The organism is Kaistia hirudinis (assembly GCF_014196455.1).
GTDB lineage: Bacteria > Pseudomonadota > Alphaproteobacteria > Rhizobiales > Kaistiaceae > Kaistia > Kaistia hirudinis.
In genome coordinates this window covers 154,514-174,651 of sequence record NZ_JACIDS010000002.1, presented here as the reverse complement: position 1 = coordinate 174,651, position 20,138 = coordinate 154,514, and the positions used below count along the sequence as shown (strand labels likewise).

The following is a 20,138-nucleotide window of genomic DNA, read 5'->3' as shown; positions in this document are numbered from 1 at the left end:
ACGACCCTACTTCGTCCCGTACATGCGGTCGCCGGCATCGCCGAGGCCGGGCACGATATAGCCCTTGTCGTTCAGCTTGCGATCGACCGACGCGGTGAAGATCGGAACGTCGGGATGTGAGCCATGAAACTTGTCGACACCCTCCGGCGCGGCGAGCAGGCAGACGAAACGGATATCCTTCGCGCCGCGTTCCTTGAGGCGATCCACGGCGGCAATGGCGGAATTCGCCGTGGCGAGCATCGGATCGACGACGATGGTAAGGCGCTCATCGAGGTCTTCCGGGGCCTTGAAGTAATATTCGACGGCCGTCAGCGTCTTCGGATCGCGATAGAGGCCGATATGGGCGACGCGCGCCGCGGGGACGAGGTCGAGCATGCCTTCCAGCAGGCCATTGCCCGCGCGCAGCACCGAGGCGAAGACCAGCTTCTTGCCGGCCAGCGTCGGCGCCTTCATCTCGGTGAGCGGCGTCTCGATCGTCGTGGTGGTCAGTTCGAGATCGCGGGTCACCTCGTAGCAGAGCAGCGTTGCGATCTCGCGCAGGAGCTGGCGGAAGCCCGCCGTCGAGGTGTGCTTGTCGCGCATGATCGTCAGCTTGTGCTGGACCAGCGGATGGTTGATCACGGTAACGCTGTTCATCGTCGCCTCATTTTCTGTTGGCCCAACCTAGCGCCTTGCCGGCGCTCTGCAAATCGGTTGCGGCGAACGACCCACGATCTTCGCGCCATCGGGGCGGCTTGCCGACCGCCGGACACGCCGCGTAAGGTTCGCGACCTTTGCGAGATTACCGATGCGCCGCCCGGCTTGGTCGCGGCCGCACGGAAGGAGAAATGTCGAGATGACCGCCGCCATCCCGAAGGTCGAATTGCATTGCCACGTCGAGGGCGCCGCGCGTCCCGCGCTTGTGCGCCGCGTCGCCGCCCGGCACGGAATCGACCTCACCGGGTTGTTCGACGAGAAGGGCGACTATGTCTGGCACGACTTCACCTCCTTCCTCGGCGCCTATGACCGCGCCTCCAGCGTCTTCCGCACGCCCGAGGACTTCCGCGACCTGACCTTCGATCATTTCACCGCGATCGCCGCCGAGGGCGCGATCTATGGCGAGGTGTTCATCTCCGCCGATCATGCCTATGCCTCCGGCCTCACCTATGCCGATTATGTCGAAGGCCTCGCCGCCGGCATCCGCGACGCGGAGGCGGAAAGCGGCATTGTCGGACGGCTGGTCGCGACCGGTGTCCGGCATCTCGGTCCCGATCGCGTGCTCGCCGCCGCGATCACGGCGGCGGAACAGCCACATCCTCTGGTGACAGGCTTCGGCGTCGCCGGCGACGAGCGGATGCACCACCAGAGTGATTTCTCGGAGGCTTTCCGCATCGCCGGTGAGGCCGGACTGGGCCTGACCGCCCATGCGGGCGAACTCTGCGGGCCCGAAAGCGTGACGGCCGCGCTCGACAACCTTCCGATTTCGCGAATCGGACATGGCGTCAGGGCGATCGAGGATCCGGCTTTGGTCGAGCGCATCGCCGCCGAAGGGATCGTGCTGGAACTCTGCCCGGGCTCGAACGTCGCGCTCGGGCTCTATCCCGATATCGCAAGCCATCCCTTCCGCCGGCTGATGGAGGCGGGCGTTGCCGTCACGGTGAGCTCGGACGATCCGCCCTATTTCGGCTCGTCCATCGGCGCTGAATATGATTGGCTGCAGCGCGATCAGGCATTCACCGATGCGGAGTTGCTTGCGATCGGGCGCACGGCGCTCGCTGCAGCCTTCGTCGACGAGGCGACGCGAAGCCGGCTCGAACAGCGGCTGAACAATGCGGCCAATGGAGGGAGTGAATCATGACGATGCGCAGGATCGCCTCGGTGCGCGGTATTGCCCTCGCCCTCTGCTTCGCACTGCTCGGCACCGTTCCGGCGTTCGCCGGCTGGCGCGACGATCTCAAGGTGCTGAAGGTCGGCTTCATCGCCGGCGACAATCCGGCCTATGCCGTCGCCCGGCTCGAGCCGTTCCGTCATCAGCTCCAGTATGGCCTCGCCGTGCCGGTCGAGCTGTTTCCGGCGCGCAGCTATCAGGCCCTGATCGATGCGCAGGCGTCCGGCCGCATTCAATATGCGATCCTGTCCTCGCTCGCCTATGTCGCGCTGGATCAGACCTGCCACTGCGCCGAACCGATCGTGCAGCCGACCACGGAGAACGGCGCACGCGGCTTCCGCGCGATGCTCGTGACGCGCAGCGACAGCGGCATCGCAAATCTCGACGACGCGCGCGGCAAGCGCCTGGCCATCGGCGCGCGGGACTCGATCTCGGGGCGGATCGCTCCCTATTCGGCGCTCGCCGAACAGGGCATCGAGCCCGAGAGCTATTTCGCGCGCGCCTTCGAGACCGAGGACGCGGCGGCGGCGCTCCGCTCGCTGGCCGAAGGCGACGCCGATCTCGCCGTGGCATGGTCCACGGCCGACGATCCCGTCAGCACGACGCCCGGCAGCGGTCCGATCGCCGATCTCGCCGAGGCGAGCGACATCACCTTGCCGCCGCTTCGCGCCATCTGGGTGTCCGAACTAATCCCCTTCGGCCCACACGCGATCCGCACGGATCTGGCGCCGGAGGCGCGCGCCGCGCTGATCGACACGCTCCTGCACATGAAGGATACGACGCCCGACGCTTATGATGCGGTCGGGCGCAGCTTCTCGGGCGGCTTCGTGCCGGCCGACCCGACGCTTTATCGCCGCTTCTCGGGATTGCTCGCCTCGGTCGAACAGCCGCAATAGCCGTCAGGCGACCAGTTCGGGCGCCGTCAGGATATTGTCCTGCATCTTGAGCAGGGTGAGGCGCATGGTCTCGGTGACGGCCGGATCGATGCCGCGCTCCGCTTCCTCGCGCACCGACTTGCCGATGGCGCGGATGCGGCGGACGACATTGGTCGCGCTCGGGGTCAGGCGAATGAGCTTGGCACGACGATCGGCGGGATCGGGAATGCGCTCGACGAGGTCTGCCGCTTCCAGCCGATCGAGAAAGCCGACCAGCGTCATGGGCTCGACGCACAGCTCGTCGGCCAGCGTCGACTGACGCAGCCCCGGACGCCGGCTGACGAAAGCGAGCGTCCTTGCTTCGGCCACCGTCAGACCAAGCCCGGCATTCTCAAGCGCCTTCTCGAAGCGCCGCCGCAGAAGGCGCGCCACATCCACGATGACGAAGCCGAGGGGATCTTCCAAAGTTGCCGGCAAAGCTGAGCCTTTCGTGCATATTATAAGTGAACCATAATATATCATTGTGGGCCATTCGCAGTCAAGTTTTCGTGAATCCCTCCCCTGAGCGACGGAACCGGACGCCCGCTTCGTTGCGCCGCCGGAGCCCGTGAGCGAGGCCCGGATTCATCACGGTTGCCTTTTGGGGGCGTTTCGAGCATTTTGCGCCGCAAAATCGAGAGAGATAGGCTCAGCGATGGTCCCGGCCCGGAACCGTCGCGTTTTTGGATTCCGTCATGTCGCTTCGCAACATCGCCATCATCGCGCACGTCGATCATGGCAAGACCACGCTGGTGGATAAGCTCCTGCAACAATCGGGATCGTTCCGAGACAACCAGCGCGTCGCAGAGCGCGTGATGGACTCGAACGACATCGAGAAGGAGCGTGGCATCACGATCCTTGCCAAGGCGACCTCGATCGTCTGGAAGGACACGCGCATCAACATCGTCGATACGCCCGGCCACGCCGATTTCGGCGGCGAGGTGGAGCGCATCCTGAACATGGTCGACGGCGTGATCGTGTTGGTCGACGCGGCCGAAGGCCCGATGCCGCAGACGAAATTCGTCGTCGGCAAGGCCCTCAAGGTCGGCCTCAAGCCGATCGTCGCGATCAACAAGGTCGACAAGCCGGACGCCCGCGTCCAGGAAGTCGTCAACGAGGTGTTCGATCTGTTCGCCGCGCTCGACGCGACCGACGAGCAGCTCGACTTCCCGATCCTCTACGGCTCCGCCAAGCAGGGCTGGATGGGCCGCACGCCCGACGCTTCGCATGACGCCGGCATGGCCCCGCTCTTCGACCTCGTGCTCGAGCATGTTCCCGAGCCGCATGTCGAGGACGGCCCGTTCCGCATGATCGGCACGCTGCTGGAAGCCAATCCCTATCTCGGCCGCCTCATCACCGGGCGCATCACCTCCGGCACCGTCAAGCCGACGCAGATGCTCAAGGTCCTGTCGCAGGACGGCTCGACGGTCGAGAATTTCCGCGTCTCCAAGATCCTGGCTTTCCGCGGCATCGAGCGGCAGCCGATCGACGAGGGCGTTCCCGGCGACATCGTCGCGATCGCCGGCATGACCAAGGGTACGGTCGCCGACACGTTCTGCGACCCCTCGATCACCGAGGCGATCAAGGCGCAGCCGATCGATCCGCCGACGGTGTCGATGACCTTCATGGTCAATGACAGCCCGCTCGCCGGCACCGAAGGCGACAAGGTCACCAGCCGCATGATCCGCGACCGCCTGTTCAAGGAGGCCGAGGGCAATGTCGCGCTGAAGATCGAGGAATCGGCCGGCAAGGACTCGTTCATTGTGTCCGGCCGCGGCGAACTCCTGCTCGCCATCCTGATCGAGAACATGCGCCGCGAAGGCTATGAGCTCGGCGTCTCGCGCCCGCGCGTCGTGTTCGACAAGGACGAGAGCGGCCAGCTGCTCGAGCCGATCGAGGAAGTCATCATCGACGTCGACGAGGAGCACTCCGGCGTCGTCGTGCAGAAGATGGCCGAGCGCAAGGCCGACCTGATCGAGATGCGCCCCTCCGGCGGCGATCGCCTGCGTCTCGTCTTCCACGCCCCGACGCGCGGCCTGATCGGCTATCAGGGCGAATTGCTGACCGACACGCGCGGCACGGCGATCATGAACCGCCTGTTCAACAGCTATCAGCCCTACAAGGGCGAGATCGCGGGACGGCGCAACGGCGTGCTGATCGCCAATGAGGCGGGCGAGGCTGTCGCCTACGCGCTCTGGAACCTCGAAGACCGCGGCCCGATGATGATCGAGCCCGGCTGGAAGGTTTATCAGGGCATGATCGTCGGCGAGCACACGCGCGACAACGACCTCGAGGTCAACGTGCTGAAGGGCAAGAAGCTCTCCAATGTGCGCTCGACTTCCAAGGACGAGGCCGTGCGGCTGACGCCGCCGATCCGCATGACGCTCGAGCGCTCGCTGTCCTGGATCTCGGACGACGAGCTCGTCGAGGTCACGCCGAAGTCGATCCGCCTGCGCAAGGCGATCCTCGATCCGACGGAGCGCAAGCGCGCCGAGCGCTCGTCGCAGGCGAGCGCCTGACCGAGGAAATGCACCGCTTTTCCGAGCGAGTGTGACACGCTTGTCACGGGCCGCGGCGGCCTGTCCGCTGCCCGTGACAAAGCCTCTTCCGTGTCGCGAAAAGCGGACCTATCCTGCTCTTCATGAGCACTCTGTCGATCGGTGTCCGCCGGGCTGAGATGGGTGATGCGGCTGCGATCACCGCAGTGCATGACGGCGCGTGGCGCCAAGCCTATGACGGGCTGATTCCCGCACGGGAACTGGGCCGGATGATCGCCCGCCGCGGCCCCGGATGGTGGGGCCGGGCAATCCGCCGGGGCACCGGGATCCTCGTGATCGAAGTCGGCGGCACGATCGCCGGCTATGCGACATACGGCCCCAACCGGGCCCGCAACCTCATCCAGCGCGGCGAAGTCTACGAGCTCTATCTGCGCCCGGAATATCAGGGCGTCGGTCTCGGGACGCGTCTCTTTCTGGCGGCCCGGCGCGAGCTCATCCGCCACGGCTTCGATTCGATGGTGGTCTGGGCGCTCGCCGACAATGACGGCGCCTGCCGCTTCTACAAGAATGCCGGCGGGCGCAAGGTGGCGCGCGGCAGCGAGCGCTTCGGCGACCGGACGCTCGCCAAGGTGGCCTTCGCCTTCGCCCGCGGCTGAGACGGCGCCGCCCCGCGGCCGATCAGGGCAGGCAGGCGCTTTGCGGCACTGCAAAACTGTCTTGCCGTCGTCGTGCAGCCCGCTTATGAGCGTCTGCGACGCTTATTCAGCGTGAGCCAAAGGAAGTTCCATGCGCATCGACGCCATCCCGATCGGAAAGAATCCGCCCCAGGACATCAACGTCATCATCGAGGTGCCGGTCGGTGGCGAGCCGATCAAGTACGAGATGGACAAGGACGCCGGCGCGCTCTACGTCGACCGCTTCCTGTACACGCCGATGCGCTATCCGGGCAATTACGGCTTCGTGCCGCATACGCTGTGCGGCGACGGCGATCCGATCGACGTCCTCGTGGCCAACCAGCGCGCCATCATCCCCGGCGCCGTCATGAATTGCCGTCCGGTCGGCGTGCTGCGCATGCGCGACGAGGGTGGCGAGGACGAGAAGATCCTCGCCGTGCCGTCGACCAAGCTGACGCGCCGCTACGAGAACGTGCAGTCCTACACCGACCTGCCCGAGATCACGCTGAAGCAGATCGAGCACTTCTTCGAGCACTACAAGGACCTCGAAAAGGGCAAGTGGGTCGAGATCGCCGGCTGGGGCGACCGCGACGAGGCCGAGCGGCTGATCGTCGAGGCGATCGAGCGCGCCAAGAAGGTCTGAGGGCAATCATGGCGCTGTCGCGGCGGCACGTTCTCTTCATCGGCGCGGCTGCCCTGCTCGGCGCCGTGCCGCTCGCCGCGGCCGCGTCGTCGCCCCTCGCCTTCCTCAGATCGATCTATGACCAATATGGATCGGGCAAGGACGGCGTACCTCTCGACGACAATGCCGCGCTGAAGCGCTGGTTCACGCCGTCTCTGGCGGCGCTGATCCAGCACGACCGCGCCATGGCCGACGAAGCCGACGATCTGCCGACGCTGGACGGAGACCCCTTCGTCGACGCGCAGGACTGGGACATCAGCGATCTCTCGGTGAAGGCAGAAGATCTCGGCGACGGCAAGGCCGCCGGCCATGTCTCGTTCCGCAATCTCGGCGAGCCGAAGACGATCGAACTCGATCTCGTCGAGACATCCGCCGGGTGGCGCGTCGACGACATCCATTGGGGCGACGCGTCGCTGCGCGGGCTCTACACCCACTGAGCTTTCAGGACGCGGGCGCGAGTTGCTCCAGCGCCGCCAGCAGCTCTGCCTCGTTGATCTCGATCGCCAGCGTCTTCAGCCGCGCCGTATCGCCGGAGCTGATCGCGACGCGCGACGGCGCAATGGCGAGCCAGGCGGCCACGAGCCGCTCCAGCGCCTTGTTGGCCGCCCCCTTCTCCGGCGCCGTGCTGACGCGCGCCAGCACGACGGAGCGCCCGTCCGAGAGCACACCCAGCCCGTCGATCCGGTCGCGCCCGCCCTTCGGCGTCAGGCGCACGTCGAGGCGCACGCCGCCAGCGACAACCCGATAGGGCTGCGCGGTCAAAACGCGTAGGGGACGATGTAGAGAATGATGACCTGCTGGATCAGGATGATGCCGAGCAGCAGGATGACCGGCGATATGTCGAGCGCGCCGAGCGTCGGGACCACGCGCCGAATCGGACGCAGCACCGGCTCCGTCGCCTGGTAGAGGAAGTTGCCGATCATCGACACGACCTGATTGCGCGGATTGACCACGCCGAACGCGTAGAGCCAGCTGAAGATGGCGCTCGCGATCACCACGTACCAATAGAGGTTCAGGGCAATCATCACGACGTTGACAATGGCGAGCATGGGACTTCCGGGAGCGTGAAATCAGCTAAAGGGCGTCCCCTCATGTAGCTGTCGGGCGTCGCCCCCGCAACCCGTCCACAGCCGATGCCGCGCCGCTTGACAGCCCCCTGCCCCGCACCCTAAATGGCGCCCGTCGCAGGTGACGGGGCTGTAGCTCAGATGGGAGAGCGCTGCAATCGCACTGCAGAGGTCAGGGGTTCGATTCCCCTCAGCTCCACCAGCGACTTAGGCCGATAGGCATAGCGCCCGGGCTTCCGAAGAGATCAGCTCCTCCGGTCCTTATCCGTGTCACGACTGTGAGGCGCAGATAAATGGAACGCGCCGGACATTCGTCTCTGCCGGTTCGGGGCGACGTCACGGCCGATGTCGACGTGTCGTTCGGCATGCCGTTAGTGCGATTGGCGATCCTCCGGCTAGCTGATGGGATGCTGAACTCTAGCCCCGCCGCAAAACTTCGGTTGTCGAAGAAGGCTTCGTAGAGGCGGCGGAGCCTGAGACCAGTGCCCACGGGTGCAATATGGCTACAGGTTGGAAGCTCTGCACGCCCATCGATACATGAGCGTTGATGAGGCGCGGTCGACCACGGCGGCCCGGCATCGAGACATCGACGAGGTTCGCCCGCGCTGCGCGGTCGGCCATAGGCCGCCGAACGCGCTAGCGAACGGCCCTCCCGGCGCCTCCGCCGACATGAGCCGCAGCCCGGACATCTCAGGGCTCAGGCAACTCCAGGCCGGAGAGCCGCCACCAACTTCGCCGCAAGCGAGGATTCGTTACGTAATCCCGGCCGGCTCTGCCAATCCCCTGTTGCGAACCATTTGGCGCCGGGTACAAACGTGCCGAAGCTTTGGCTCGGCGCTGGGCGGAGAAACTCCGTGGCAAACCAGCGACACACCGGGGCGGCCACAAAGTCCGGCCCGTTGTGCCGCGTGGATTGATGCGATGGTGGACGAAACCGTTATGCAGAATCACCTTGTCCGGAAGGCTAGTCTCGCAAGCCCGAGAGCCATCTGGCACGTCGCCGCGATCGCATTTGCCTTGTTTATCGGGCTTTTTTTAGTATATTGGATATCAATCCCCGATCATTTCAACGAAATCTATAATAATCGTCGATTTTTTGACAGCGATGGTGAATTCATTACGCGTCAATTTAATCTCGGACTGACATTCACACACAACAATCATCTGCTCTACCACATTGCGGCGCGACTCTTGCACCAAGCAGGATTCGGTGTTGTATCCGCGCACAAATTTCTCAGCGTCTTCTTCGGCGCGCTTGGCGTGAGCATACTTTATCTCGGTGGTCGCTATTGGACCGGCCGCTCGATACCGGCTCTCGTTGCCGCGCTTTTCGTCGGCGGTTCGGCCGGCTATTGGTTCTTCTCATCCTCCATCGATACCTATGTGCCCCATATCGCAAGCGGCGCAGCGGCGATCGTGGCCGCGTTGGTGTGCCTTCGCACGCAGAGGATGACTGCCTATTTCGCCTTCGGCCCCCTGCTCGGCCTCGCCTTCCTGTTCCGGACGGACGGATTTCTGGTCGCTGTGACGGCGATCGTCTTGCTCGATCGTCCGCGGAGCCTCTGGCCGCGGCTCGCCGCCTTGCTGGCGGGCGGCGTACTGGTGGGGCTGATCGGCTACGCCCTGCTGGCGTGGCTGTTCTACGGCATTCCGCCGACCGGGGCGATTGCCTTTGCCTTCCCCGACCGACCGGAAATGGCGACCGGGATGTGGGGGCGCTGGGCGAATGTCGACGCGGGAACGCTGTGGCTTACCGTCGTCAACCACGTGCTCTACGCGGTCGTAATGCCCGGCGTCGACACCACCCGCTCAGCCGATCTGGTCGCCGCCTACGGCCAGTCTTGGGCGGGCGCGATCATGCCGGTTCTATGGACGGCGTTCCTTGTCGCCTTGATCGTCCGCGCGGCCGTCGGTGTCCTTCCGGGCGCAGGAAACCGCACCAGCCGCCATGATCGGGGTTGGCTCGCGCTGCTTGCCCTAGTCTGGTTCCTGCCGAGGGTCGTCTTCTACACCTGGTGGGATCCGAACGACCCGTTTCTGTTCGCCTGCACCAGCCTGCCGGCGTTCTGGCTGCTCTGGCTCCTGGCGCTCGATCCCCAGCGACGCGAGACAGCCGCCGAACAGCGCTCGAATAACTTGCCATGGTTCACGCTTTCGGCAGCCGCGTTCGTCGCAGCGCTGTGGCTGCACAACGTCCTGCACCTGATCCTGCCGATGCGAGCCGCTTCCGTCGGCTGATGCGTCGCTCAACGAACGGTAAGGAAGATCCCCGTCAGGATAAAGAAGATCCCAGCCAGCGCCTTGAAATCCGGGGTCGATTCCATGATCGCGCTCCAGATGAAGAGCTGTATCACCGTCATCGACACCATGACCGGATAGGCGATCCGCACTTCCGTCTTGGCAAGCGCCAGCATGTAAAACAGAAACCCGACGCCATAGGCACCGAGCGCCACGATCTTGAAAGCCACATTGGCGAAGAGAAAATGGTTTGGCAGCGCGCCCGTCCCATCGAGTCGCAGCAGGACGCTCGCGGACGCGGCACAGACCGAACTGATGAAGACGAACAAAATCGAGACGAACGTCATGACGTTTCGAGTGACACTTTGTGGACTCCAACCGCCCGACGGACGACGCGACCTAGTTCCGCCGAATGCCATCGGCTGTCAAGCGCCCGGTTAGATCCGTAAGGTGCCGACCAGGTTCCGCCCGATCGGCGAGACGCCCGCCCTTGCCATCCACATGAACGGCTTTCGCGGGTTCCAAGATTCGGCTATCTCGCAGAGCGTCGCGCGACGAGCGCAGTCGCTCCAGCAAGGGCCAGGCTTAGACGAATGACGCTCACCCAACGCTTCCGCAGCGCCGCCCCCTATGTCGCTGTCTTTCTGATCGCCTTCCTCGCCTGGCACGCCATCATCATTCGCAATTGGGACATCATCCGGCCCCTGTGTTTGCCGACCAATCTCGACCCGGCCACAACCGAAGTCAGCTTTGACAATTGGGACTATCAGAAGTGCGGCAATGTCATCCACGGCGCTGACACGCAGGAATATTACAGTTATCTCCATAACTACCCTGACACACTGCCAGCCCTGACGAAAGCCCTTACAAACGGCAAGCTTTTCCAGGATCAGATCGCGACAGAGTACTATAAACGCCCGCTCTATGGCTTCTTTTCATCGCTTACCACGATCGTGATCCACTCTGTCACCGGGCGAACCACACCAGATCGAATTTATGACATTCTGGCGCTTTACGCTGCCTTGGCGACAACACTGTGCTTCGCCATGTTGCGCCAATGCTCATGGCGGCTTCTTCCATCGCTATTCGGCACGTTTTGTCTGGCAACCAGCTACGCTTGGTTCTCCATACTTTTTGTGCCCGAAAGCTATTCACTGAGCCTCGCGGCAACATTGCTCGTCCTGAATTCAGGTATCGCACTTCAGAATCGAATGACGCGGGATGGCACCGTCTCACTTCGTTGCGCAGTCGGTCATTCCATCCTCGTTGCGGCCGCTTCTTGGATCTATCTGCCGGCATTCGGCGCCATCGCCTTTCTGCTTGGAATAAAGACGCGTATCTTTACAAACAACATCCGCCTCCTGTGGCTCGTTCTGACTGCTTGTATTCTTACGTTGATGCCCCAACTCGTCTATAATTACATTTTTAGCGGATCGATCTCTATTCAGAATGAGTTCTCGTACGGATCTCAATGGGGAGGACTTGTCAATTTTGTTAACGTTGAATATCTTATAAACGTCCCAAGTGCCTTTATTATATTCTCAATACTTCCTTCGTCTCTCAACTTGCTGCATGTCGGCGGGGGCATTGACTGGGTGTCGATCTTCTCCGGCTGGCGCCTGACCTCCATGCTTATTGCCAGCTTTTCCATTACATGCATCGGCATCGCGTTTGTCTGGAAACGGCGCGACCGACGGCTGCTTCCATTCCTGCTCTGGCTTGTCGGGCTGATTGCATTTCATATCTATTTCAATCCTGCGGAAGTTCTCCTGTACAATTCAGTTCCTTTTGCCGTTGTTGCGGGCCTGGTTGCACGCAGCGCGACCTTGCGGACGGCTCCTCGATTGACCCCCGGCGTAGTGGCCGCGGGGGTAGTCGTTGCTTTGGCCGTCGCCGCGGTGAACGTGGCGGTCGTGATGACGGGCATATCGTACTGACGTGGGGGCGGTGACGTCGGCCGACCGTCGGCTCAACGCCGACGGAAGCGATAGCAGCGCTTACGGAACGTACGACTGGTGGCGCTGGAGCGAAAACAGGGCCGCGCTGATCGCCTCGCGACAACCTTGGATGAGGCCGCCCATCAGCTAGCCGTTCACCGTTCTACCCTTCAAGACATGGATGTCGCGGAGGCATCGTGGCCAAGCCTTCGAGCGCTCCGCCGCACGTCGGCCGGACGAGACTCGTTCGTTACGACTCGTGTATCATCCGGCGCAAGCGCGATAATTACCGGGACTTCGGCCGCATGAGCAATGCCCATGAAACTGATACTGCCAATGTCATCAAGACATTGTGGCATGGAACACCGCTGTCGATATTCGAGGAACTCAGCCTGCTTTCCTTTGTCCGTCAGGGGCACGAGGTCGAACTCTATAGCTATGAAGACGTAGCCGTGCCTGACGGGGTCCGCCTGGTGGACGCCAACAGCATCATGCGCGAAGCCGATGTGTTTGCTTATACGAGCGGGCCCGCGAAGGGCAGCTTCGCGGCGTTCTCGAATCTGTTCCGGTTCAAGATGCTCGCGGAGCATGGCGGCATCTGGTCGGATGCGGACGTCCTGTGCATTCGGCCGTTTTTTGATCTGCCTGCGGCCTCTATCGGGCAGGTCTGCAAGTTCACACCCGAATATCTCAACACCGCGATCCTCAAGTTTCCGATTGGCAATGCGGTGTGCGTCGACGTCTACGAGCATCTCGCGGATGAGGGCTCGAACATTTCGCTCGGCGCCAGCAGCGAGCTCCTGACCCAGGCCGCGAATCGACATCGCGACGATCGAGAATTGCTGCCCGTCGACGCCTTCTACCCTTTGACCTGGAAGGAGACGTCGCTCCTGGTCGATCCGGATCAGTACGAGAAGTGCAGTTCCATGCTGGCTTCCTCCTATGCCGTGCACTGGTGGAATACAGCGATTACCTTCGGCCTTGGAATGCCGAAGGAAGCGCTGCCCTCGCGCGGCTCCTATCTCCATACCAAGGCGATCGAGGTTTTCGGGAACGACACGTTCCCGGCTTGGCCGATCTCCGTGTCGCGCGTGTGGATCGACCATTTCAACCACGTGTCCAACACGATAGGCGACATATTCGTCGGCACGAACGTCATCGGCAGGGTCGAGACGACGAAATGGGACGGCAGCGGCGAGGTCGAGGTCTCGGGCTGGGCGTTCGACCAGACGCGCCCGCTCGATCCGCTGACCGTCTTGTTCCTGCTGGATGGTGAAGTGGTCCACACGCAGAGAACGACGGCGGGCCGCCCCGACGTCACCGATGCGCATGGCGCCTACCGGCCGCGCTATGTTTCATTTGCGGGCAAGGTGAAGACGGGGATCGAGCCGAAGGCGCAGCGCGGCTTCATGGACCGTATCTTCAAACGTCCGGATCAAGGCGGGGAACTGGTGGTCATGGCCATCGGAGCCTCCGGCTCGGCATCGGTGATCGCCAAGGTCAAGCGCGCCTCCTGAGGCGGCCGGAGCGGTCGCGTCCTGCTCGTTGGGACTTCGGGTCGGGTCGTGTCGAGCGGAGCGCCTTGCCGTGTGAAGGCTGAGCTGACAACGCCCGATGACCCATTCGGGGCGCGATCCCGCATGCGTGTCGCGCCGCCTGGCTTTGCAGGCTTACGGGCGCACAGCGAAGCACCGCACCGGCCGACACGGCTTCGGGCCGTCAGCGGATGCGTTCGAGGATCTGGTTCAGCAGGACGGCGCCGAGGATGATGCCGCCGCGGACCACGTACTGCCAGTATTCGGATACGTTCATCAGCGTCATGCCATTGGCGATGCAGCCGAGGAACAGGACGCCGAGAAGGGTGCCCCAGATGCGGCCCTTGCCGCCGAACAGGCTGGTGCCGCCGATGATCGTCGCCGAAATTACGTCGAGCTCCATGCCGGTCGCCATGGTGCCGATGCCGGAGCCGACCTGCGAGGCCAGGAGGATGCCGGAGAGCGCTGCGAGCGCTCCTGTGATCGCCAGCGCCAGCGTCTTGGTCAAAGAGACGTCGATGCCGGAGAGACGCGCCGCCTCGGCATTGCCGCCCACCGCGTAGATGGCGCGTCCGAAGCTCGTATATTTCATCAGGAAGTGCATCGCCACGAACACGACCGCGAGCACATAGACGGGGAACGGCACGCCGAAGAGATTGCCGGCGCCGAAGAAATAGAACCAGGACGGGAAGCTCGGCATGGGGAAGCCGCCCGTGACGAGATTGGCGATGCCGCGAATCGCGGTGAACAGCGCCAGCGTCGTGATAAAAGTCGGCACGTTGAACCATTGGCGGATCTTGCCGGTGAAGACGCCGGTGCAGAAGCCGATGGCCAGCGCCGCGATCGTGCCGATCAGCACGGCCGGGACCTCGCCGATCATATCCATATAGCCGTCGCAGACGAAGGCGACGATGCAGCCCGCGAGGCCCGCCGTCGCGCCGATCGAGAGGTCGATCTCGCCCGAAATGATCACCGCCGTCATGCCGAAGGCGATGATGCCCAGCATCGAGACCGTGCGCAGCACGTTGAGGAAATTGCCGAGCGTGGCGAAGCCCGGCGCGAAGGCGATCAGGAAGACGACCAGGATGAGGAGGATGACCTCCATCGCGTAGATCTTCAGGCTGGTCGCGCCGATCCTGGACATTGCAGCGGTCGACATCAGGGCGATCCCTCCATGCAGATCTTGTAGAGCTCGGCGAGCGTGGTTTCTTCCGGCAGGACCTCGGCGACCACGCGGCCGTGGTAGAGGACGATGATGCGATCGGCGACTTCGAGCACTTCCTCGAGCTCGCTCGAGACGAAGATCGACGACAGGCCGCGCTCCGCCTTCTGCCACATGATCTCGAAGATCTGCTGCTTGGCCTGGACGTCGATGCCGCGGCTCGGCTCGTCGAAGAACATCACCTTGGGCTCTGTGTTGAGCCAGTTGCCGATCACGATCTTCTGCTGGTTGCCGCCGGAGAGCGAGGAGACCGGATCCATCGGATCGGGCACGCGAATGCTCAAATCGCGGATCTGGCGGTCAACAAAGGGCTGCTCCAGCCGGCGGTCGATCAGCCCGTGCCGCGCGATCCGCCCGATGCTGGCGAGGCAGAGATTGTCGTGGCTGGAGAGAACCTGGACGAGACCGACTTCCTTGCGGTTCTCGGGCGTGTAGCCGAGGCCGCGCTTCTTCATCGATTTGGGCGTTGGTCTCTCGATCGTCTCCCCGTCGAAGACGATCGCACCGCCATCATGCGGATCGGCGCCGAAGACGGCGCGGAGGACCTCGGTGCGGCCGGATCCGAGCAGGCCCGCGAAGCCGAGCACCTCGCCGCGATAGAGGTCGAACGAGACGTCATGGACCACGTCGTCGCGCTGCAGATTGCGGACCGACAGGATCGGCCGGCTGCGATCGACGCTGCGCCGCGCTGGGCGCTTCGCCATCGAGACGCCGCCGAACATCATCTCGACGATCGAGGCGGATGTCGCGTCCTTCATTTCGGTGGCGCCGACGAAATGGCCGTCGCGCAGCACCACACAGGTGTCGGCGATCTCGAACAATTCGTTCATGCGGTGGGTGATGTAGATCATCGTCACGCCACGGGCGCGGAGCCGACGGATCAGGTTGAAGAGCTGCGCGACCTCGGGCGCCGCCAGCGCCGACGTCGGCTCGTCGAGGAGCAGGATCGACGGCGCGAAGGACATCGCCTTGACGATCTCGACGGCCTGCTGCTGGCCGACGCTCAGTGTCTCGACCAGCGCGCGCGGGTCGAGATCGAGCCCCATATCGGCCATCAGCGCGCGCGCATCGTCATTGAGGCGCTGCCAGTCGACCACGGTGCCGCCCATCACGTGCTTCTTCGGCAGCCGGCCGAGATAGATGTTCTCGCCGATCGAAAGCGAGCGGACGAGCGACAGCTCCTGGTGAACGGTGACGATGCCCGCGGCATAGGCGTCGCGCGGCCCCTCAAAGCGGACGCGGGCGCCATTGACCCACAATTCGCCGAGCGTCGGCTCGATCGCGCCGGCCAGCATCTTGACGAGGGTCGACTTGCCCGAGCCGTTCTTGCCCATCAGCGCATGGATGCGGCCGGGCTCGAAGGCGTGCGAGAAACGTCCGATCGCGACCGTCGGCCCGTAGACCTTCGTCACGTCCCTGAATTCGATGGCTCCGCGAACCATGGGCCGGCCGCTCCGCTGCAAGGTGCATTCAGGCCGAGCGGCAGCCTTGGGCGAGCACACCGAATTCGGCAGCGCTTACCCCTTCCGTCCCGGCGTTTCGTCCCTCAGGATCGTTGAACGATCTCTTGAATGTTCATATTTGGATATGTACAGTTCAATTGCGAATAATACCTTCACCGAACGAAGCGTGTCAATCTGGATCGGCAATGGACGAGACGTCGAACGAACCCGAGGCTGGCGCCGCCGAGAAGCATCGCATACCGGTCATCGACCGCATGATGGAGCTGCTCGAGATTCTCGAATGGCGTCCGAACGGATCGACGATCCGCGAACTCGTCACCGCCAGCAAGCTCCCCCGCACGACGGTCTACCGCATCCTCAACACGCTCCAGCGCCACGAGGTCGTGCGGCGGTCCGCCGCCGGAGCCTATACGCTCGGCCCGCGTCTTCTCTCGCTCGCCGCGCGCGTCGCGGTCGACAGCCCCGGCTATGACCTCGCCACCATCGCGCTGCCCTTCCTCGAAAGCCTCTCGGAGGAGATCGGCGAGAGCAGCAAGGTCTCGATCCTCGACAAGGGCACCACGCTCGTCCTCGTCAGCGCGCAGGGCAAGCGCGAATATGCGCTGATGGTGACGCCAGGGCAGAGCCTGCCGCTGCATGCCGGCGCGGCCAGCAAGATCCTGCTCGCCCATATGCCGGACCAGGAGCGGAACGCGCTGGTGAACGGGCCGCTGCAGGCCTTCACCAGCCGGACCTATGCCGAGCCGCGCAAGCTCACGGCGGAACTGGCGAAGATCGTTCGACAGGGCTGGTCGGAAGACAGGGGCGAATTCTCGCCGAGCGTTCATGCCTTTGGCGCTCCGATCCTCGATTCGGCCGGCAATTGCGTCGGCGCGCTGAGCGTGCCGTTCCTCGCCGGCGCGGAAGCCGACCGGCGCGAGCACATCAGGCGTCGCGCAATCGCGACCGCGACGGCGATCGGCGCCATCCTGCCGGTGAAGGCGCGCGCCGCCGGACCGGGCGGATCCTAGCGGCCCCGCCACTGACGCCGCCGTCTCCGTCATGGCCGGGCCGAGCCCAGCCATGACGGAACGTGACCGCGAAGGGTCTGCGCGTGGCCTCAATTACTTGAGGCTCTTCCATTCCTTCTTAAACGCCTCGACCGCCGCTGGATCGGTCCGCGACAGGCCGAGCACGGCCACGTCGGCCGACTTGCTGACCTCCTTGCCGTCGAGGATCGCCACCGCGGCGTCGAGCGCCTCGGAGCCCATCTTGAAGGGCTGCTGCGCGGTCGTCGCCTGGAGCACGTCGTCCTTGTCGAGCAGGAAGTTCGCCAGCTGCTCGGAGCCGTCGATGCCGAAGACGAAGATCTTGCCCTGCTTGCCGGCATTGCGCACCGCCTGCACCGAACCGACCGTGCCGCCCTCATTGGCGCCATAGAGGATGTCGATCTCGGGATTGGCGGTGATCAGGTCACCGGCCACGGCGACGGCCTTCTCGGCCAGCCAGCCATCCTGCTGCGCCACGACCGTGATCTCGTTGCCGCCGGCCTTCGCGGCCTCGAGGAACGAATTGGTGCGCAGGTCAGAGACCTCGGCGCCGAGCGCGCGGAAGCCGAGCGTCGCGATCTTGGCCTTGCCGCCGAGCTTCTCCTTGATGAACTTGGCCGCCGCTTCGCCGGTGGTGCGGCCGAGATCGGCCTGGTTCGACGACAGGTTGGCGGCGACGAAGTCCCAGTCGAGGTTGAACGTGTTGTAGGTGATGACCTTGACGCCGGCTTCCGAGGCGCGGCGCAGCGCCTGCTCGGAGCCCTTCGGGCTGATCGGCGAGATCACGATCGCCTTGACGCCGCGGGTCACATAGGTGTCGACGAGTTGCTGTTCCTTCTCCGGCTTCGAATCCGAATTGGCGAGCAGCAGTTCGACGCCGGCCTTCTTGGCGGCCGCCTTCATGCCGGATTCGATGCCGTTGAAGAACTGGTCCTGCTGGAACACGATGCCGGCGATCTGGCGATCGGCGGCGAATGTCGGCGTAGCGAAGCTCGCGGCGAGGGCCAACGCGGCCGAGGCGAGCATGAGTTCACGACGATTCATGGCTTCTCTCTCCCTTCATTCCGCGGATCGAAGGCCCACGGATCGTTGTTTCTTCTCGACCGGACGACGCCGTCTCCTCACGGACGTTCCCCGGCCCCTCCGAATGGAAGCTGCAGGCCGAGGCCGCCATCGACGACGAGGGTGTGCCCCGTGACATAGGCGGCATCGGCGGAAGCGAGGAATGCGAACGCGCCGGCGATCTCCTCCGGGCTCGCGACATGGCCGATCGGGATCAGGGCGTTGGCGCGCGCACGGACCTGCGGATCGGCCAGACCGGGGTTGAGCGGCGTGTCCGTGCCGCCCGGCGCGACGGCGTTCACGCGGATGCCGCGCCCGGCATATTCGAGCGCCAGCGTGCGGGTCATATTGCCGATCGCGCCTTTGGAGGCGGAATAGCTGAGATAGCCGGGCTTCGGCATCGTCTCGTGCACCGAGCTCGTATTGATGATCGAGCCCTTCTCGCCGCGCGCGACCCAATAGGCGAGCGCAGCGCGCGAGCACAGAAACGTGCCGCGCATATTGACGCCGATCACCCGCTCGAAGGTCTCGAGCGAAACCTCATGGCTCGGCGTCTCGATCTGGATACCGGCATTGTTGACGAGGACATCGAGGCCGCCCAGCCCGGCAATCGCTTCGGCGACGATCCGGACGGCGTCCTCTTCCCTCGCGACATCGCCGGGAACCACGATGTGCGCGCCGGCCGCGGCCGGCGCCATCGCGGCCACACGTGCGCGGAAGGCATCGTCGGCGCGAAGGTCGTTCAGCGCTACCCGCGCGCCCTCGGCGGCAAAGCGCTCGGCGACCGCGCGGCCGATGCCCTGCCCCGCCCCAGTCACCAGAACGCGGAGATCGCGAAGCCCGCGCATGTCACTGCCGAGCTCGGGCCGCGAGGAGCGCGTCGGCGCCCTCGATCAGGCCCTTCATGTAGCCGACTGCGAACAGCCGCCCGAGCGCCTCGTAGCCGGGATTGGTGTTCGGATCGCCCTCCATGGCCGGCGCGTGATCGGGCCGGATCGGACCATCGAAGCCGATCTCGCGATAGGCCAGCATGGACGCGAACATGTCCGTGTGACCGTCATCATGAAAGGTCTCGTAGAAATTCTCGGCCGTGCCGCGCACGTCGCGGAAATGGACGAAATGGATCCGGTCGCGATAGTGGTGGATCAGCTCGGGTATCTTCTGCGGGCCGGCCATGAGACCGAAATTCGCCTGGCAGAAGGTGATGCCGTTGTTCGGGCTCGGCGCCATCGCCATGGCCCGGTCGAAAGCCTCCACCGTCCCGAAGATGCGCGAGACGCCCATGACGGGGGAAAGGGGCGGATCATCTGGATGCAGCGCCAGCTTGACGCCGGCTTCCTCCGCGACGGGAAGCACCTTTTCGAGGAAATAGGAGAAGGTCTCCCAGAGCTTTTCCTCGGTCACGGCCAGCTTGTCGGTGCCCGGCGCCTTGGACATCTGCGCGTGGTCATAGCTGGTCGTCAGCGCGCCGCCCCGCAGCCGCGTCGTCGTCGACGAGCGATACCAGTTCACGATCGCCATCCAGGAATAGCAGAACACGGGAATGCCGAGGGCGCCCATGTTGCGGATGACCTTGATCAGATTGGCGAGTTCGGCGTCGCGTGCCTCGGTGGCGAGACGGATATTGTCCATCGGCACGAGGCCTTCGAGGGCCGTCGGCGTGTAGCCCGCATCCTTGTAGCGGTTGGCGAGTTGCGCGAGCGTCTGGAAGTCCCAGATCGGCAGCTTTTCGTTCACCGGCCCCATGATGACGGCATGGTCCATGCCCATCTGCTTCGCATGACGCCATTTCACATTGTCATACGTCTCGAGGCACATTGAGAGCTTCATCGGACACCTTCTCGCGTTTCCATCCGGCCCGCTTTCTGGCGGGGCCGACCCCGGGCAGCCTTTGCGGCCGCTTCTCGTCTCGTTCGGATCCGCCCCAGCCATGACCCGAAGGCGCGGCCCA

Annotated in this window: 20 protein-coding genes and 1 tRNA gene; 11 read left to right on the top strand and 10 right to left on the bottom strand. The window is 64.1% G+C overall.

Annotation, left to right across the window (positions count from 1 at the left end):
• Positions 1–6: 6 nt before the first annotated feature.
• Positions 7–636: a uracil phosphoribosyltransferase gene (gene upp, locus GGR25_RS05925; protein WP_183397849.1), complete on the bottom strand. Its 630-nt coding sequence runs from the start codon at positions 634–636 to the stop codon at positions 7–9.
• 199 nt (positions 637–835) lie between these two features.
• Here upp and GGR25_RS05920 point away from each other — a divergent pair, with 199 nt between their 5' ends.
• Together GGR25_RS05920 and GGR25_RS05915 are read left to right on the top strand one after the other, a co-directional pair.
• Complete coding sequence (locus tag GGR25_RS05920) at positions 836–1,837, top strand: adenosine deaminase (protein ID WP_183397848.1); 1,002 nt, start codon at positions 836–838, stop codon at positions 1,835–1,837.
• The gene (locus GGR25_RS05915; protein WP_183397847.1) at positions 1,834–2,763 is read left to right on the top strand and encodes a phosphate/phosphite/phosphonate ABC transporter substrate-binding protein; all 930 of its coding nucleotides are present in this window, start codon (positions 1,834–1,836) and stop codon (positions 2,761–2,763) included. The genes GGR25_RS05920 and GGR25_RS05915 overlap by 4 nt, the downstream gene beginning before the upstream one ends.
• Before the next feature lie 3 nt (positions 2,764–2,766).
• Here the strand turns inward: GGR25_RS05915 and GGR25_RS05910 are convergent, their stop codons facing one another.
• Positions 2,767–3,207 carry a MarR family winged helix-turn-helix transcriptional regulator gene (locus tag GGR25_RS05910; protein WP_246409312.1) on the bottom strand — a complete coding sequence of 147 codons (441 nt, stop codon included), beginning with the start codon at positions 3,205–3,207 and terminating at the stop codon, positions 2,767–2,769.
• 269 nt (positions 3,208–3,476) lie between these two features.
• Between GGR25_RS05910 and typA the strand changes: the two genes are divergently transcribed.
• The 4 genes from typA to GGR25_RS05890 all read left to right on the top strand — a co-directional run bounded on the left by typA (position 3,477) and on the right by GGR25_RS05890 (position 7,072).
• Complete coding sequence (gene typA, locus GGR25_RS05905) at positions 3,477–5,300, top strand: translational GTPase TypA (protein ID WP_183397845.1); 1,824 nt, start codon at positions 3,477–3,479, stop codon at positions 5,298–5,300.
• 122 nt (positions 5,301–5,422) lie between these two features.
• Positions 5,423–5,935 (top strand): GNAT family N-acetyltransferase, encoded by a 513-nt coding sequence (locus tag GGR25_RS05900; RefSeq protein WP_183397844.1) that lies wholly within the window; start codon positions 5,423–5,425, stop codon positions 5,933–5,935.
• A gap of 130 nt (positions 5,936–6,065) precedes the next feature.
• Positions 6,066–6,596, top strand: a complete 531-nt coding sequence (ppa, locus tag GGR25_RS05895) for an inorganic diphosphatase (protein WP_183397843.1) — start codon at positions 6,066–6,068, stop codon at positions 6,594–6,596.
• Between the two features lie 8 nt (positions 6,597–6,604).
• Positions 6,605–7,072: a DUF3828 domain-containing protein gene (locus tag GGR25_RS05890; RefSeq protein WP_183397842.1), complete on the top strand. Its 468-nt coding sequence runs from the start codon at positions 6,605–6,607 to the stop codon at positions 7,070–7,072.
• 4 nt (positions 7,073–7,076) lie between these two features.
• On the opposite strand, the gene GGR25_RS05885 is transcribed toward GGR25_RS05890, so the two are convergent.
• Both GGR25_RS05885 and GGR25_RS05880 read right to left on the bottom strand, forming a co-directional pair.
• The gene (locus tag GGR25_RS05885) at positions 7,077–7,361 is read right to left on the bottom strand and encodes a DUF167 family protein (protein WP_343067981.1); all 285 of its coding nucleotides are present in this window, start codon (positions 7,359–7,361) and stop codon (positions 7,077–7,079) included.
• Positions 7,362–7,393: 32 nt separating this feature from the next.
• On the bottom strand, positions 7,394–7,684 hold the full coding sequence (locus GGR25_RS05880; RefSeq protein WP_183397840.1) for a YggT family protein: 291 nt from the start codon (positions 7,682–7,684) through the stop codon (positions 7,394–7,396).
• Positions 7,685–7,828: 144 nt separating this feature from the next.
• Between GGR25_RS05880 and GGR25_RS05875 the strand changes: the two genes are divergently transcribed.
• Together GGR25_RS05875 and GGR25_RS05870 are read left to right on the top strand one after the other, a co-directional pair.
• Positions 7,829–7,904, top strand: a tRNA-Ala gene (locus GGR25_RS05875).
• Between the two features lie 719 nt (positions 7,905–8,623).
• The gene (locus tag GGR25_RS05870) at positions 8,624–9,940 is read left to right on the top strand and encodes a glycosyltransferase family 39 protein (protein ID WP_183397839.1); all 1,317 of its coding nucleotides are present in this window, start codon (positions 8,624–8,626) and stop codon (positions 9,938–9,940) included.
• 8 nt (positions 9,941–9,948) lie between these two features.
• Here the strand turns inward: GGR25_RS05870 and GGR25_RS05865 are convergent, their stop codons facing one another.
• On the bottom strand, positions 9,949–10,287 hold the full coding sequence (locus GGR25_RS05865; protein ID WP_183397838.1) for a hypothetical protein: 339 nt from the start codon (positions 10,285–10,287) through the stop codon (positions 9,949–9,951).
• 246 nt (positions 10,288–10,533) lie between these two features.
• Here GGR25_RS05865 and GGR25_RS05860 point away from each other — a divergent pair, with 246 nt between their 5' ends.
• Entirely contained in the window at positions 10,534–11,877 is a 1,344-nt protein-coding gene (locus GGR25_RS05860; RefSeq protein ID WP_183397837.1) for a hypothetical protein, read from the top strand.
• Between the two features lie 197 nt (positions 11,878–12,074).
• Positions 12,075–13,394 carry a glycosyltransferase gene (locus GGR25_RS05855; protein ID WP_183397836.1) on the top strand — a complete coding sequence of 440 codons (1,320 nt, stop codon included), beginning with the start codon at positions 12,075–12,077 and terminating at the stop codon, positions 13,392–13,394.
• Positions 13,395–13,596: 202 nt separating this feature from the next.
• Here GGR25_RS05855 and GGR25_RS05850 read toward each other — a convergent pair whose 3' ends face one another.
• Positions 13,597–14,571 (bottom strand): ABC transporter permease, encoded by a 975-nt coding sequence (locus GGR25_RS05850; protein WP_183397835.1) that lies wholly within the window; start codon positions 14,569–14,571, stop codon positions 13,597–13,599.
• Complete coding sequence (locus GGR25_RS05845; protein ID WP_183397834.1) at positions 14,571–16,076, bottom strand: sugar ABC transporter ATP-binding protein; 1,506 nt, start codon at positions 16,074–16,076, stop codon at positions 14,571–14,573. Before GGR25_RS05845 ends, GGR25_RS05850 begins: the two co-directional genes overlap by 1 nt.
• Positions 16,077–16,282: 206 nt before the next feature.
• Between GGR25_RS05845 and GGR25_RS05840 the strand changes: the two genes are divergently transcribed.
• Positions 16,283–17,107, top strand: coding sequence for an IclR family transcriptional regulator (locus GGR25_RS05840; RefSeq protein WP_183397833.1), 825 nt, complete (start codon positions 16,283–16,285; stop codon positions 17,105–17,107).
• Between the two features lie 93 nt (positions 17,108–17,200).
• Here GGR25_RS05840 and GGR25_RS05835 read toward each other — a convergent pair whose 3' ends face one another.
• The 3 genes from GGR25_RS05835 to GGR25_RS05825 all read right to left on the bottom strand — a co-directional run bounded on the left by GGR25_RS05835 (position 17,201) and on the right by GGR25_RS05825 (position 20,005).
• Complete coding sequence (locus GGR25_RS05835; RefSeq protein WP_183397832.1) at positions 17,201–18,169, bottom strand: substrate-binding domain-containing protein; 969 nt, start codon at positions 18,167–18,169, stop codon at positions 17,201–17,203.
• A gap of 77 nt (positions 18,170–18,246) precedes the next feature.
• On the bottom strand, positions 18,247–19,035 hold the full coding sequence (locus GGR25_RS05830) for an SDR family NAD(P)-dependent oxidoreductase (protein ID WP_183397831.1): 789 nt from the start codon (positions 19,033–19,035) through the stop codon (positions 18,247–18,249).
• Between the two features lies 1 nt (position 19,036).
• Positions 19,037–20,005: a mannonate dehydratase gene (locus GGR25_RS05825; protein WP_210299834.1), complete on the bottom strand. Its 969-nt coding sequence runs from the start codon at positions 20,003–20,005 to the stop codon at positions 19,037–19,039.
• Between the last annotated feature and the right edge of the window lie 133 nt (positions 20,006–20,138).

What these genes read in the sequence shown, in the direction of transcription:
- GGR25_RS05850 (WP_183397835.1), bottom strand. Translation starts at nt 14,571, where the DNA reads ATGTCGACCGCTGCAATGTCCAGGATCGGCGCGACCAGCCTGAAGATC.
- GGR25_RS05870 (WP_183397839.1), top strand. Translation starts at nt 8,624, where the DNA reads ATGGTGGACGAAACCGTTATGCAGAATCACCTTGTCCGGAAGGCTAGT.
- GGR25_RS05915 (WP_183397847.1), top strand. Translation starts at nt 1,834, where the DNA reads ATGACGATGCGCAGGATCGCCTCGGTGCGCGGTATTGCCCTCGCCCTC.
- GGR25_RS05900 (WP_183397844.1), top strand. Translation starts at nt 5,423, where the DNA reads ATGAGCACTCTGTCGATCGGTGTCCGCCGGGCTGAGATGGGTGATGCG.
- GGR25_RS05920 (WP_183397848.1), top strand. Translation starts at nt 836, where the DNA reads ATGACCGCCGCCATCCCGAAGGTCGAATTGCATTGCCACGTCGAGGGC.
- GGR25_RS05835 (WP_183397832.1), bottom strand. Translation starts at nt 18,169, where the DNA reads ATGAATCGTCGTGAACTCATGCTCGCCTCGGCCGCGTTGGCCCTCGCC.
- GGR25_RS05890 (WP_183397842.1), top strand. Translation starts at nt 6,605, where the DNA reads ATGGCGCTGTCGCGGCGGCACGTTCTCTTCATCGGCGCGGCTGCCCTG.
- ppa (WP_183397843.1), top strand. Translation starts at nt 6,066, where the DNA reads ATGCGCATCGACGCCATCCCGATCGGAAAGAATCCGCCCCAGGACATC.
- GGR25_RS05865 (WP_183397838.1), bottom strand. Translation starts at nt 10,287, where the DNA reads ATGACGTTCGTCTCGATTTTGTTCGTCTTCATCAGTTCGGTCTGTGCC.
- upp (WP_183397849.1), bottom strand. Translation starts at nt 636, where the DNA reads ATGAACAGCGTTACCGTGATCAACCATCCGCTGGTCCAGCACAAGCTG.
- GGR25_RS05845 (WP_183397834.1), bottom strand. Translation starts at nt 16,076, where the DNA reads ATGGTTCGCGGAGCCATCGAATTCAGGGACGTGACGAAGGTCTACGGG.
- typA (WP_183397845.1), top strand. Translation starts at nt 3,477, where the DNA reads ATGTCGCTTCGCAACATCGCCATCATCGCGCACGTCGATCATGGCAAG.
- GGR25_RS05830 (WP_183397831.1), bottom strand. Translation starts at nt 19,035, where the DNA reads ATGCGCGGGCTTCGCGATCTCCGCGTTCTGGTGACTGGGGCGGGGCAG.
- GGR25_RS05880 (WP_183397840.1), bottom strand. Translation starts at nt 7,684, where the DNA reads ATGCTCGCCATTGTCAACGTCGTGATGATTGCCCTGAACCTCTATTGG.
- GGR25_RS05840 (WP_183397833.1), top strand. Translation starts at nt 16,283, where the DNA reads ATGGACGAGACGTCGAACGAACCCGAGGCTGGCGCCGCCGAGAAGCAT.
- GGR25_RS05860 (WP_183397837.1), top strand. Translation starts at nt 10,534, where the DNA reads ATGACGCTCACCCAACGCTTCCGCAGCGCCGCCCCCTATGTCGCTGTC.
- GGR25_RS05825 (WP_210299834.1), bottom strand. Translation starts at nt 20,005, where the DNA reads ATGTGCCTCGAGACGTATGACAATGTGAAATGGCGTCATGCGAAGCAG.